The following is a 13,427-nucleotide window of genomic DNA, read 5'->3' on the forward strand; positions in this document are numbered from 1 at the left end:
AAATGTTTGAATCTCAGGTAGTATATCGTTCTGATAGTATTCAGATGGCTGATGGTGTTTCGTTATTATCTTGGCATTAACCATGTTGTTCTCGGCGAGTCATTTTCGCCAGCAGCGCGAAGCGCTCCAATTCTCAATTCAAGTAGCGATTGTCATATCCCTTGCCGTCGAGCGACGCGTAACGCCCGTATTTGGGCAGCTTCGGTCCATCGACCATGGTCAGAGCAATGCCGGAAATCTTGGACCGGTTGCCGAGGTATCGAATGCCTTCAGCGACCGCTTCGCGCGCCGTGTCACGCCATTTCACGACGAAGACCACCCTGTCGGCATGGCCTGCGAGAATGGAGGCATCCGCCACCGGCCCGACCGGCGGCGCATCGATGATCACCGTGTCATAGGTGCGCCGGAACTCCTCGAGCATCGCCCGCATGCGTGCGGAGGCGAGAAGGGCCGGGGGATTTAAGGTCTTTCCGCCGGCAGGCAGAACGTGAATGCCGGAACGCTCATCCAGATGGATTGCCTTGGCGGGATCAATGGGGAGCGTCAGAAGATCGACCAGGCCAACATTCTCCGCCATCCCAAAGAAGGCGGTGGTGGCCGAAACCCTGAGGTCGGCGTCGATTACCAGCGCGCGTTCGCCATCGGCAGCAGCGGAGTAAGCAAGGCTCAAAGCAAGGGTCGTCTTTCCTTCTCCAGGCAAGGCCGAGGTGACGAGAGTGATTGATCGCGAGTGATCCGCTTCGGATATGCCGCCCAGCCCCAGGCGCAGCCTTCTGATGGCCTCGCTGTAGCGCGACAACGGTCGGTGCTCCAGGTATGCTACTGGCTGCACCCTCGACTTCGTCCTCGACCATTCCGTCATTCGGGGCAGGGAGGCCAGAACTGGAAACGCCAAGGCTTCTTCCACCTGACGTCTTGCCATAAAGCCGGAAGCAAACAGCTCGCGTACAAGTGCGCCGGCGCCCCCCAACGCGGCGCCAAAAACCAGACCCACAGCCGCGAAAAGTGGCCTGTTCGGGAAGCTCGGTGCGAGCGGAACGCCAGCATGCGTAATGACGCGCACACCGCTGCTGAGCAGCGTTGATTTTTCCTCGGCGATCTTAGCTCGCGACAGGAATGTCTGGAACAGTTCTTTATTTGCGGCCGCGATACGCTCCAAATCGCGCAACTGTACGCCGACCTGATCCTCGACCGCCGACTGGCCAGAGACCGATGCGAGCGCCCGAGAGAGCGCAGCTTCACGCGCTTCCGCGGCTTCCACCTCGTTTCTAAGGTTGCCGATGAGTCGCTGGGTTTCGGCAGAGATCTGCTGTTCAATGTCGCGCCGCTCCGCCTGGACCGTCATCACTTCCGGATGCTGTTCACCGTACCTCAGGCGCAAGTCTGCCTCTTTGCGCGCCATCACGCCGGCCTGGGTGCGCAGCGCGCTCACGACATTGGATTGCAGCACGTCAGGCAAGGTTTGGGCGTCGCCGCCGATGCGAAGTATTTTCTCTGCCTGCTCGAACTTCGAGCGTTTCGTTGCCAGTTCGGCGCGGGCGTTGATGAGGGCTATGTTCAACTCTGATAATTGCTGCTCGGTCAGGCTCCCCGACTGCGTTGCCAGGAGATTGTGCTCGGCACGGAACTTTTGAACGGCGTTTTCCGAGTGGCTCAGTTCTTCGCGCAGAATTCCGGCCCGCTCGCTCAACCATGTGGAAGCTTTCTTGGCGCCCTCGTAGCGGGACGCAATGCGGTCCTGCACATAGACCTCGGCAAGGGCATTGGCCAGACGGGCCGCTTCTTCTGGATCATGCGAGGTTACAGACAGTTCGATGACATCCGCCAGTCCGACGCGCGAAACTTCTAGCGCACCTTCCAGCCATGCCAGGGCTCCGGCGCTAAGGTCGGGGTCTTCTTCCGCCAACCCTTCGCTTTCGACAACCTTCTGGAGCAGCGAAGCGGACGTCAGGACGGCAATCTCGCTTTCGATGAAGGTGGAGTTGTCGCGCAGCTCAGGCCCTGCGTCCTGAGACAAAATGTAGTCCTTGGGGGCGTCGAGCAGGATCCTGGAAAACGCCGTATATGAGGGGGTGATGGCCAGCGAAATTGCAACGAATACTGCGAGCGTTAGGGCGGCAGTACACGAGATGAACCTCCAACGCCGGCGAAGAAAATCGATGATCTCCCTCACGTCGAGCAGCGCCGGTTCCGGTGTTACGATCACACGGTCGGTCGAGCTCTGCATCTTCAAATCCCTTCAAATAACCGTAATGATAAGGTCCGCCGGTGCTGCACCAGCGGAAGGCCTGCAGTATTGAACGTTGGGGAGCTAACGGTCAGTCGCACTCACACGCGGCAAGCTGGGGTTTGGCGCCCCAAATTGCGGTACGTCCAAGTCATCCTGCTCCGCCGTTGACCGATCCAAACTGCCGGCCAACCGGGAACATATCAGGTTCGCTAATATACGTGCCATCAGCACTAGGGCGTATGATGTTGAAGCAATGGATGAGGCGACCCGTACTTTTGATCGAGCACAACGCCAAAAGGCGAATGTCGCGTACCGCTATTGTGGTAGATGCATTGAGCACATACACGGGATGAGACTGCTGACGATCAGAGCATCAAAATGTTAATCGTGAAGCCCGCGTAGGCTTGGACGGCGGCCAGAGACCGCTCCGCGTGTACTTTAGCCAATTGCGATGACGCTTTGATGAATGCCCTTCGATGAAAACACCGACTTGCTTCGAAGTGGAACTTTCGGTTGATCAAACGCCAAACTTAAATTGTCTCACCGAGCCGCGGGTAGCTATGGATACGCTCATCGAATTCGCTTCGCAGGCCATTGGAGATAAATCCGGGGTTGTAGAGGTCCTGCTGGCAACTTTTCCGGCTGTTCTATTCCTGAGGGGCGGCCGCAGCCTCAGATGCAGCGCTATCGCAGTCCTAATTGGCGCCGCCACATTGATCCTGTTTGGCATTGGAGGCGTTGCTGGGGCGGGTGTCGTTGTGATCGCCGAAATTGTCGTGGTTTCGACAGCGGTACTCAACCTGCGCAAGAGAGTGTTGAAGATGCAGGCGGACCTCGATGCGACGAGGTCGGCAGTCCGCGACCTGGAGATCACAGAAGGACGGCGCCAAGTCTTCAATGCAAATGCGCGAGATTAGGTAGGGAACTGGGTTGATCGAGCGGCACCAGGCGCGTTCGATGTCGGTCTCTTAAGAGCAGGATTATTCGCCAGTGGCAGGATCAGCGCTGCCTTTTCCTATCGTGCAAGCAGCGGCTGCAGGTCGGGCGCGCGAATGAAGCAGAAGGCCTTGTGAGCCTACGCGTCGTCGACTGATCGAAGGTTCCAGGTGTGACCGCCCGTCTGTGGGTTGGTTGCCCGCAATATTTCCACCCTTCTAAGTGCGTCCACTCATTTGTCGCCTTCGCGTGATCCTGAACATACTTCGCCGGTGCTTAGTGCGATCGCCATAGTCGCCCAATGCCCCGTCTTTTGGACCGGATCCACGATGATCGGCACTCCGTTACGGGTGTCAGTTCAGCGTCGGACGGCCTTGCCAAGCGATTGTTCCCTCCCATCCGGCTGCTCCCGGCGCTCCCATTTTGCCGCGTCATGAAACTGGCGACCCCTCGGCGCAGTTCGGACTGCGCGGAGGGGTCGCCAGATGAGAGGATGTCCGCTGCTATGCGGTGACCTTCACCTTCCCGCTGATGTATCGAAACTCTTGCGTCTTGCCGCCGTAGCCGTAGGCGGCGGCCGGCACCTCGTGCACGAGAATGTAGCTCTCCGAATGCAGCCTGCCGAGAAGTTGCTCGAAGCGGCCGTATACCGCCTCCAGATAGGCAGCCATTTCCGGCTTCGTGTTTGTCCCGTCGACGACCTTGATGTCCAGCCAGAAGCTGTTCAAATCCTGCTCCGCCAGTGATTTGCCGCCGGCAAACCAATGGGCGGGATCGATGTAGGCGACGACGATCGCAGTGATTGTCGGATCCTTGCGCAGGTGTGTGGCCGTCAGTTCGCTGACCGCGGCGGCGATCCGGGAAGACAGAGCCGCGTCGGCCTTGCCGCTGACCGTGATGTTGATGATAGGCATGAAAGGCTCCTTTTGGTGATTTGTGATCTGTTGTTGAACTCAATCTGCCATCTTACTTCGTGAATAAACATCGAATTGTTTTATATCAATGCTTCGATTAATGTGAAGTATGCAAGCTTTCGATCCCGACCTGCTCCGAACGTTCCTGGCCTTTGCCGAAGGCGGCTCGCTTGCTCACGCGGCTGCCGCAGTGGGCCGCACCGCTTCCGCTGTCACCGCTCAGATGCAGCGTTTGGAGGCAATGGTGGGAGAGCCGCTGCTCGCCCAGTCGGGAAGAGGACGTGTCCTCACGCCAGCCGGGGAGGAGCTGCTCGTCCATGCGCGGCGGATTCTCGAAGTCCACCGTGACGCGTGGCTCAGCCTCAAGGGCGCCAAGGCCGATGGTCGCCTGACGCTAGGCTGCACCCAGGACTTTGCCGACAGCAACCTGCCTGATCTCTTACGTCTCTTTGGGCGAACCCATCCACGCGTGCGCCTCGATCTGCGGGTCGGGCGCTCCCGAGAGCTGACGGCAACCTATGACCAAGGAGCGGTCGATGTCCTGATCGTCATGCGCGACGGCGCGCAACCGGACGAGATCGCGATACTGAGCGAACCGATGCTGTGGTTATCTGCATCGGCTGATCCGGTTCCCGCCGGTGGTGAGCTGCCGATCGCGGTATTGGACCCGCCCTGCGGGTTTCGCTCGGCGGCTACAAGTGCGCTCGATGACGTCGGACGTGCCTATCGTATCGCGGCGACCAGTCCGAGCCTTTCCGGATTGCGAGCTGCGGTCCGCAGCGGCATCGCGATCACGGCGCGGACTGCGCGATTTATAGGCGAGGGGGTCGCCGTCGCGCCCCAAGCCCTCTCGTTGCCGGCGTTGCCGAAGGCGGAGTTCAGTCTGCGGCTCAAGCCGAAGGCGGACAAGGCCGCCTCCAGTCTCGCGATGCTTCTCGCAGAAGGATTGCCGAACGAGAGCAGCAGACCATGATGTTATCTTGGGGCGAACGGCAGCTACATTTGCACGGTCATGCCGCCATCGACGGTCAGTGTAATGCCGTTGACGAAGCTTGCAGCGGGGGAAGCCAGGAACACGGCCGCAGGCGCGATCTCTTCCGGTCGGCCCCAGCGCTTTAAGGGAATGCGGACGTCAACGAAAGCCTGGAGCGCAGGATCGGCGGCAAGCGCCGCATTGGTCTCCGTCGCAAACCAGCCAGGCGCGATCGCGTTGACCGTCAACGTGTCGCAGCCGAGCTCGACTGCAAGCGAGCGGGTGAGTGCATCAAGGCCGCCTTTTGCGGCGGTGTAGGCTGGGTCTCCAGGGCGCGCGGCGAAGGCGGCAATGGAGGTAACGAAGATCAGCCGCCCGGAAACGGAACGGCGAAGATAAGGAAGCGCCGCCTTCGCCATCGTGTAGGCCGCCGTCAAATCCGCGTTGATCAGAGCCGCAAAGGAGGCGGGGTCCATGGCGTCGGTGCCACGCCGGTCGCGCTCGCCAACCGCATGGATCAGGATATCGAGCTGCCCCGTCGCAGCTACAGCCGCATCGACAATCTGTGCCGCATCCGCTGCGACATCGCCCGGAGCAATATCGAGTGCGATGCCATCTTCGGCAAGCTGTTGGCGCACAGCTTCAAGTTTCTCGCGGCGGCGACCGTTGATTGCTACCGCCGCGCCGGCTGAGGCGAGAGCCTTCGCCATTTCGAGGCCGAGCCCGCGGCCACCGCCTGTAATGAGTGCCGTCTTTCCGCTGAGATTGAACATGCCGGCCCTCGGTGCCCGTTATTTCCTGGTCGAAGCGAAATCAGATCTTCAGGAACGAGGTTTAGCGCCTGTCACTCTATCCGCCAACCTCGGATCCCATCAGCCATGCCGGTGCCGCTGGCATGAAAGGCCGGGAACCTTGATGCCAACGTCGGCGATCTCGATCTCGGCGCCTGCCGGAGTTTGGGTGCTCACCTGGAGCGGGCGAGCGAGCATATCGAAGGGTAGGGGTTCCGAGCCGCGGCGCCCTTGTCGCTGAACGCCTGCGCTCGCTCAATTATTTCCGACGACCTGTCGATGGCGGCTGGCAGGGCGAAGGCAAATGTCTCGAAGGCTACTCGGCCCCGGAGTCGCTCAGAGGTGATCCCAAATTCGCGGCCATCGTGGCGCGGCAACGTGCGACGAGTAACGATTGGGAGGTGACCGACCGCGCCCATGGAGGCGCGGTCGGATTTCTCAAGGGGCTGGCTGATGCCAACCGCCTCACTTCATCGTGTAGACGTCGATCGAGAAGTATTTGTCGTTGATTTTCTTGTAGGTGCCGTCGGCACGGATTTCGTCGAGCGCCTTGTTGAGTTTCTCGCGTAGATCGTTGTCTTCTTGGCGCACTGCGATACCAACGCCGTCACCCACGAACTTTTTGTCAGTGATCGGCTCGCCGATGAGTTCGCAGCAGTTCTTGCCATCGGCGTTCTTGGTCACCCAGTCGAGCAGCGGCAGCATATCGCCGACCTGCAGATCGAGACGGCCATTGACCATGTCGAGATTGGCTTCGTCCTGGGTCGGATAGAGCTTGATCTCCGCATCGGGATAGGTGGCGGTGATGTACTCGGCCTGGGTGGTGCCGGATTGAGCGCCGATCACCTTGCCCTTGAGGGCCTCATTGGTGAACTCGGTGATGCCGGAGCCCTTTGGCGCAGCATGCGTCATGGCTGCGAGATAATAGGGATTGGTGAAGGCGACCTGCTTCTTGCGTTCCTCGGTGATGAACATCGAGGCGATGATCAGGTCGTATTTCTTGGCAAGCAGGCCGGGAATGATGCCATCCCAATCCTGGGCAACCACTTCGCATTCGACCTTCATGCGTTCGCAGAGCGCGAGCCCGATATCCACATCGAAACCGCCGATCTTGCCGGCAGGATCGATAAAGTTGAAGGGTGGATAGGCGCCCTCCGTGCCGATCTTGATCTTTTCCGCTGCCTGAGCCGACGAGGCGGTCGCTGCCATGATGGCCAGCATGGCTGCTGCAATCTGTTTCTTCATTCGCGTTCCCCTTGTTTGCATCATTCTTGATGCTTCCAGGGAAGACTATGTCGCTCCGATCTATAAGCGAAATAGATAGGCGCGATAACCGGTATTGTTTTGGTTGATTGACGTTGTCTGTCAGGCGTCACTTGTAGCGACCGTGGCGCTGAAGCACCTCGATCTTGTAGCCGTCGGGATCAACCAGGAAGAAGAAACGAGCGAGCAGGGCGCCATCGCGGTTGAAGGCGACGATCTTGCCAGGGTTGAGGCCCGCATCGGCGGCACGTTGATGCTCTGCATCGAGATCGTCGACTGAGAGCGCCAGATGGCCATAGCCATCGCCGAGCGCATAGGGCTCGCTTCGATCCTTGTTGACCGTCAGTTCGAGCTCGAATTCACTCTCCTCATTGCTGAGATAGATGAGGGTAAAGGTTTCGAAGTCCAGCCTTTCGGCGACTTCAAGCCCAAAGGCGAGGCGATAGAAATCGACCGACTTCTTTTCATCGAGAACCCGGATCATCGAATGGATCGCCTTGGCCATCTGCCTCTCCTTCAGCGTTAATTGCCGGTGGGGTAGCAGAGAGCGACGCTCAATGAAACCAGCCTGGCTGCTCAGGACTTTGCCTGCCGCTTCTTCAGTTGTTGCTCGCGGAAGAAGATGAAGAGGCCCGACGCGACGATCAACGCTGCACCGATGATCACGGTCGGGCGGGGCGAGTCGCCGAAGAAGACCCAGCCGAAGACCACGGCCCAGAAGAGCAGTGTGTATTGCAAGGGAACGACGGTCGCGGCATCGGCAAGCTTGAGCGAGCGGTTGACCAGAATGTGCGCCAGCATCGCAACGATGCCGAGCATGCCGAGCTGCAGGAGTGCCTCGCCGTCGACCGGCGCCCAGCCGGAAGGGTTGGCCGCAACGCCGACGAGCGAGAAAATCAATGCGCCGACGATCTGCCAGAAGACGAGGGTGGTGTCCGGTGTCGACCGCAGCGTACGACCAAGCATCAGTGCGAAGGCGAACGCTGTGCTGCCTGCAAGCGCGATCAGCGCCGGCAGGCTGAAGCTCTCCTTGGACGGTTCAAGCGCAATCAACACGCCGGCGAAACCGACGAGGATCGCCGTCCAGCGCCGCCAGCCGACCTTTTCGCCGAGCAGGAACGGCGAGGCGGCAGCAACATAGATCGGCGCCGCCAGCCAATAGGTCATGGTATCGGCAAGCGGCATATAGGCGACGGCGAAATAGAAGGCCGAGGCATCGATCGCGAACAGCAGCGAGCGAAGCGCTTGCAGTCCCGGCCGCTCGACCTTGAACATCGAGCGCAGGCCACGTTTGAGGATGAAAGGCGACAGAAACAGAAGTGCCGCAATGCTGCGGATCACCATCAACTGGCTGACGGAATAGGTCGCGACCAGCCATTTCCCCATGACGTCGTTCAGCGAAAACATCAGCATGCCGAGCAGCATGATGAGGACACCGGTTCGGGCGGCGTTCGGGGCGGTTACGGGGGCAGTGATTACGGTCATGTTGGGGCCTTCAGCAAGTTGCGCACGCCATGACACATTCCGCCGGGTCGATCCATTGCCGTCTGCATATGGAACCATAAGTTTTGCGAATGAATCGGTTTGGGTATTGCGCCTCGACCTCACGGGACAAAATTGGTTCCGACCGTGGGCTAAATTGATTTCACCGTTTGCGGCACATGTTCCGATCCAAAAAAGCGCGGCGCCTCACACATTTAGATCCCCGGAAATTAGCAGAGAGCTTGCGGGCGCAGTGATTGCGCCCGCGACGAGCTATGAGACTACTTTTCAAGTGCTGCCTGCGGCGTGTTGCGGAAACTGATCGCCATGCGGTTGTAGGCATTCATCAGGCCGATCGCGATCGTGAGGTCGGTGAGTTCACGCTCGTCAAACAGCGCACGTGCAGCCGTGTAGGCTTCGTCCGGCACACCCGTCTCGGCGACGCGTGTGACGGTTTCGGCCCAGGCAAGGGCCGCCCGCTCACGCGCGTCGAAGAGGTTGCCGGCCTCCCTCCACGCTTGGACCAATGCGATCTTTTCGATCGGTTGGCCCTTCTTCAGGAGGTCGCGGGTGTGCATGTCGAGACAGTAGGCGCAGTTGTTGATCTGTGAGATGCGAAGATAAACCAGATCCACCAGCACCGGCGGCAGGCCACTTTGCAGGACGTAGCCGTAGACGCCTCCAAGGGCCTTGGCGCCGGCCGGTGCGATCTGGTTGTAGTCGAGACGCTTGCTCATTGTTCTGCTCCTGAATTCGGGTCTACTTGATCGGGGTGGTGAGTTCTTTTTCATCGGTGTCGGCGACGAACACCGCCAGCAGCTTTGCCGGCTTCGTCTGGCTCGCGTTGCGGCTGACGAGATGTTTCGATGCCGGCGGCTCGTACCAGCTCTCGCCGGCGCGGTAGGTCTGTGTCGGACCGTCATTCACCTTGGACACGATTTCTCCGGAGAGAACGTAGGCGAAGATGAAGGACGACTTTGCATGCGTGTGCGGAACCGAGGCGCCGCCTGGGGGATAGTCGACGATCAGGGCGGTCAAGGTCTTGCCCGGAATATTGGGTATCGCCTTTTCGAAGTGCGGCGTGACAACGTCGCCGGGATCGTGCGCTGCGGCCGGCAGCGCCGAAGCGATAGCGGCAAAGAGTGCGCCTGTGACAAATCGAGTGCTCATGATGATGTTCTCCTTGATGAGATCTGGCAGGAAGCGAGCCTCCAAGGGAGGTTGGCGGGCTCGCTTCTGCAGTGATCAGGCGACAACGATGCGGAGCGGGTCGGCAGCTTCCAGAGCTGCTGCGCGATCGGCACTCGGCGGATAGATCCAGGTGGTGTTGATCTTCGTCTTGAGCTCTTTTGCTTCGGCGCCGGTCAACTTTACCTGACGGTCCCACCCTTCGGTGTAGACGGCACCCCACGGGCCGAGATCGAGACAGGTGACGTACTTTTCCTGGCTGTAGGGAATCGAGGTCACGCCGAGCAGATCGGCAGCAACGTTGTGCCCTGCGGAACGCCCGAGGTTCTGGGCGTGCTGGCAGCTCATCATCGTTCGGTTGCCGATATCGTCCGTTGCTGCACATGCGACGTCGCCGGTCGCAAAGACGTTCGAGTGGCCGATGACCTTGAGATTCCGATCGACGTGAAGGCGGCCGAAAGAGTCCTTGTTCGCGTCGATCTCCTTGGTGATCGGATTGGCGCGGGCGCCCGCTGTCCAGATTACGGTGGCCGCGTCGATGCGCTCGCCGGATGAGAGGGTGACGCCGTTATGGTCGATGGCAACGATTGGAGACCGCAGCCGTGTCTCAACGCCCAATTCCGAAAGCGCTTGCTCGATGACCGGACGCGGGCCCGGCCCGAGATCCGGTCCGATCGCATTGCCACGCTCGACGATCACGACGCGGACGTCCGCGTTCTCTCCAAGCGCGGCGCGAAGACGATGCGGCAATTCGGCGGCCGTTTCGATGCCGGTGAAGCCGCCGCCGGCGACGATCACGGTGTTGCGCGCACGGGTTTCCGGAAGACGACCCAATTGGGCGATGTGTTCCTCCAATTTCGCCGCATCCGCAAGCTGGTCGACATTGAAGGCGTGGGTGAGCCCCGGGATATCCGGGCGGAACAGGACGCTACCCGTCGCGAGAACAAGTTTAGTGTAGCTGATCGTCGCTTCCCGGCCGTGGTCATCCGCATAGGTAACGGCGTTGTCCGCCGTCGAGATGGACGTCGCATAACCCTTGATGAAACGCACGCCTGCGTTAGCAAAGATCTCGGACAGGGGCGCCTTCATCTTGGCCGCATGCTTTTCGTAGAGGCGGGGGCGAATGTGGAGCTCGGGCTGCGGCGCGATCACGGCAACCTCGACGGATCCGTCCGCCTTTCCTTGCTGGTCCAGTAGCCGCATGGCGCCGAGTGCCGACCACATTCCGGCAAATCCAGCGCCGATAATCAGAATTCGTTCACGCATTTCTTTTCCTCAGACAAGGCTTCGCCATTGGCTGACCGGGGCCAGCCTTAGGGCGATTGCCGTTTCGATGATGTCTCCAAACCGGAGACGGTTTTCGCGATGATCCAATGTCGTCGCTTAACTACGACTAGCGCAGTCGTAGTTAATGAGCAATGCCGAATCCGGTCGATCTTGGAAACGCACCGTCAACGCAGGGAAGACGCCCAAGGACTTGCGCCGGCAAGGCTTCGATGTTATCTCCGACTGCATTTGTCGGTGTTTTGGTGTTTCCGTGGCTCACATAAGCGCAGGCGTCGAATACGCTCTCCACTGTCTCCTGTTCCTCATCGAGGCGGAGGAGATAGACCAGCCGGCAAGTGCACGCGATCTTGCCGAGCTGCAGAAGATTTCCGCCGAATTCGTTGCAAAGCTTTTCACCAAGCTACAGAAGGCTGGCATCGTCGTCGCCCGAGAGGGGATCGGCGGCGGTTTCGCGCTTGCCCGCCCCGCCACCGACATCACCGCGCTCGATGTCATCGAGGCCATCGACGGACGGAAGCCGCTGTTCGAATGCAAGGAAATCCGGGGACAGTGCGCGCTGTTCGGCGATCGGACGCCTGCCTGGGCAAAGGACGGCGTCTGCTCCATTCACGCAGTCATGATCGAGGCCGAAAAACGGGCGAGAGAAGTGATGGCCGGCCATACGCTGGCGAGCATTGCCGGACGCGCAGCGTCGAAGGCGCCCAAGGAGCATGCGGGCAACATTAAGGACTGGCTTGCGGCCCGGACGCCGCAGCGTCGCCGCCGCGGCACGGTAGCGAAGGGCGGTTGATGCTCGGCGCCGCATACGGCCGCGCTTTCAGAGCCCGTGCGCTCGGATTTTTCCTGCTTGCGGACAAACACAACATCTAGAGGCGTGCGGCGAAGCGTCGTCGCAATGACGCGGTGGTCGCGTGATGTCGCCTCAGGCTAAGGTGAAGTCGGGCAAGCTAGCATGCTTGTCCGACTTCTTTGCGACATCGGCGGCCGGCTATTCGGCGGCGGTCCGCCGCGGCAGCACCCAGTTCCGGCGTGGGAAGTGGCAGGTGTAGCCGTTGGGGTAACGCTCCAGGTAATCCTGGTGCTCCGGCTCCGCTTGCCAGAAGTCTCCGACCGGTTCGAGTTCAGTCACGACCTTGCCCGGCCACAAGCCCGAAGCGTTGACGTCTGCGATGGCGTCTTCGGCAATTCGCTTCTGCTCGTCGTCGACGTAGTAGATTGCCGAGCGATAGGACATGCCGATGTCGTTGCCCTGGCGGTTCTTTGTGGTGGGGTCGTGGATCTGGAAGAATACCTCCAGAATCTGCCTGTAGCTGATCGTCCCCGGATCGAAGGCGATCTCAATACCCTCGGCGTGGGTGCCATGGTTACGGTAGGTGGCGTTAGGCACATCGCCTCCGGTGTAGCCCACACGAGTGGCAATGACCCCCGGCAGCTTGCGGATCAAATCCTGCATCCCCCAGAAGCAGCCGCCGGCCAAAACAGCTCTGCCAGCTCTATCGGTCATTCAAATATCCTCCACCTGGTTGATGAACGCGCCGTAACCCTCGATCTCCATCTCCTCGCGGGGAATGAAGCGCAGGGAGGCGGAATTGATGCAATAACGAAGGCCGCCTCGATCCAGTGGCCCATCAGCAAACACATGGCCAAGGTGACTGTCGCCATGCTTCGAGCGAACCTCGGTGCGGATCATGCCATGGGAACGATCATGCAGTTCCTCGACGTTTGCTGGCACGATCGGCTTGGTAAAGCTTGGCCAGCCACAGCCGGAATCGAATTTGTCGGAAGACGCAAACAGCGGCTCGCCGGAAACGATATCGACATAGATCCCCGGGCGTTTGTTGTCATTGTACTCGCCCGTGAAGGGACGCTCGGTCCCGCTCTGTTGAGTGACGCGAAACTGCTCGGGCGTCAGTTTTCGGATCGCTTCGTCTGTCTTTCTGTAGGTCATTTGCTTGTCTCCAATAGGAGGCGTGTTGCTTGGAACGGGCGATGACGCCCAGGCTTCGTTGGCCGGCGCCGCATCCGCGGCGCGCGGCCAGCTGCCTTGTCCTGGCCAGGACGCTGGCCGATGCACCTCTTGCGCAATACCTCGTTGCACCGGCCCCGCGTCGTGGGTTGGTCACTGGTTGAACTGCCGGCGAGCGATATCGTCGATTTCGAAGCGGTAGATGCCGATATCATCCAGTTGCTGATCGCTGTAACGGCCTAGTTCCAGAGCGGTCTGGCGGTAGCGTTGATGAGCGCGGATTCTCGACAAAAGATAGTGCATGATCATGAGACGTTCCTTTGTTCAGCCGGCCACATCGCCGGAGAGACGTAGATTGCAGTGGAGGAGGCGGACCGTTGGGTCGCGCAATTCGTCA

At 59.9% G+C, this 13,427-nt stretch carries 15 protein-coding genes; 3 read left to right on the plus strand and 12 right to left on the minus strand.

The window, feature by feature from the left end; genetic code table 11:
- Positions 1-133 precede the first annotated feature (133 nt).
- Complete coding sequence (locus AC3WWH_RS13785; RefSeq protein WP_063891552.1) at positions 134-2,227, minus strand: GumC family protein; 2,094 nt, start codon at positions 2,225-2,227, stop codon at positions 134-136.
- 479 nt (positions 2,228-2,706) lie between these two features.
- On the opposite strand from AC3WWH_RS13785, the gene AC3WWH_RS13790 reads away from it, so the two are divergent.
- Positions 2,707-3,147, plus strand: coding sequence for a hypothetical protein (locus AC3WWH_RS13790; RefSeq protein ID WP_156433237.1), 441 nt, complete (start codon positions 2,707-2,709; stop codon positions 3,145-3,147).
- Positions 3,148-3,669: 522 nt separating this feature from the next.
- Here AC3WWH_RS13790 and AC3WWH_RS13795 read toward each other — a convergent pair.
- A complete protein-coding gene (locus AC3WWH_RS13795) occupies positions 3,670-4,080 on the minus strand; it encodes a tautomerase family protein (RefSeq protein ID WP_113399345.1) in 411 nt (136 codons plus the stop codon).
- Between the two features lie 109 nt (positions 4,081-4,189).
- Here AC3WWH_RS13795 and AC3WWH_RS13800 point away from each other — a divergent pair, with 109 nt between their 5' ends.
- A complete protein-coding gene (locus tag AC3WWH_RS13800; protein WP_058324825.1) occupies positions 4,190-5,053 on the plus strand; it encodes a LysR substrate-binding domain-containing protein in 864 nt (287 codons plus the stop codon).
- Positions 5,054-5,076: 23 nt separating this feature from the next.
- Here the strand turns inward: AC3WWH_RS13800 and AC3WWH_RS13805 are convergent, their stop codons facing one another.
- The 7 genes from AC3WWH_RS13805 to AC3WWH_RS13835 form a co-directional block, all read right to left on the minus strand.
- The gene (locus AC3WWH_RS13805; RefSeq protein ID WP_058324824.1) at positions 5,077-5,826 is read right to left on the minus strand and encodes an SDR family oxidoreductase; all 750 of its coding nucleotides are present in this window, start codon (positions 5,824-5,826) and stop codon (positions 5,077-5,079) included.
- Between the two features lie 483 nt (positions 5,827-6,309).
- Entirely contained in the window at positions 6,310-7,089 is a 780-nt protein-coding gene (locus AC3WWH_RS13810) for an ABC transporter substrate-binding protein (protein WP_058324823.1), read from the minus strand.
- A 127-nt stretch (positions 7,090-7,216) separates the two neighbouring features.
- On the minus strand, positions 7,217-7,612 hold the full coding sequence (locus AC3WWH_RS13815) for a VOC family protein (protein ID WP_058324822.1): 396 nt from the start codon (positions 7,610-7,612) through the stop codon (positions 7,217-7,219).
- A gap of 71 nt (positions 7,613-7,683) precedes the next feature.
- Positions 7,684-8,592: a DMT family transporter gene (locus AC3WWH_RS13820; protein ID WP_058324821.1), complete on the minus strand. Its 909-nt coding sequence runs from the start codon at positions 8,590-8,592 to the stop codon at positions 7,684-7,686.
- Between the two features lie 278 nt (positions 8,593-8,870).
- Entirely contained in the window at positions 8,871-9,326 is a 456-nt protein-coding gene (locus AC3WWH_RS13825) for a carboxymuconolactone decarboxylase family protein (protein ID WP_093234180.1), read from the minus strand.
- A gap of 22 nt (positions 9,327-9,348) precedes the next feature.
- Complete coding sequence (locus AC3WWH_RS13830; protein ID WP_492377060.1) at positions 9,349-9,759, minus strand: cupin domain-containing protein; 411 nt, start codon at positions 9,757-9,759, stop codon at positions 9,349-9,351.
- A 75-nt stretch (positions 9,760-9,834) separates the two neighbouring features.
- On the minus strand, positions 9,835-11,043 hold the full coding sequence (locus AC3WWH_RS13835; RefSeq protein WP_058323390.1) for an NAD(P)/FAD-dependent oxidoreductase: 1,209 nt from the start codon (positions 11,041-11,043) through the stop codon (positions 9,835-9,837).
- Between the two features lie 271 nt (positions 11,044-11,314).
- Between AC3WWH_RS13835 and AC3WWH_RS13840 the strand changes: the two genes are divergently transcribed.
- Complete coding sequence (locus tag AC3WWH_RS13840; RefSeq protein WP_058323443.1) at positions 11,315-11,854, plus strand: RrF2 family transcriptional regulator; 540 nt, start codon at positions 11,315-11,317, stop codon at positions 11,852-11,854.
- A 198-nt stretch (positions 11,855-12,052) separates the two neighbouring features.
- Here the strand turns inward: AC3WWH_RS13840 and msrA are convergent, their stop codons facing one another.
- The 3 genes from msrA to AC3WWH_RS13855 all read right to left on the minus strand — a co-directional run bounded on the left by msrA (position 12,053) and on the right by AC3WWH_RS13855 (position 13,339).
- Entirely contained in the window at positions 12,053-12,568 is a 516-nt protein-coding gene (gene msrA / locus AC3WWH_RS13845; RefSeq protein ID WP_058323391.1) for a peptide-methionine (S)-S-oxide reductase MsrA, read from the minus strand.
- Positions 12,569-13,012, minus strand: coding sequence for a peptide-methionine (R)-S-oxide reductase MsrB (gene msrB / locus AC3WWH_RS13850; protein WP_113399668.1), 444 nt, complete (start codon positions 13,010-13,012; stop codon positions 12,569-12,571).
- Positions 13,013-13,183: 171 nt separating this feature from the next.
- Positions 13,184-13,339: a DUF1127 domain-containing protein gene (locus AC3WWH_RS13855; RefSeq protein WP_082640967.1), complete on the minus strand. Its 156-nt coding sequence runs from the start codon at positions 13,337-13,339 to the stop codon at positions 13,184-13,186.
- Positions 13,340-13,427: the final 88 nt, after the last annotated feature.

This window comes from Ensifer sp. EB106-03-01-XG145, assembly GCF_058792075.1.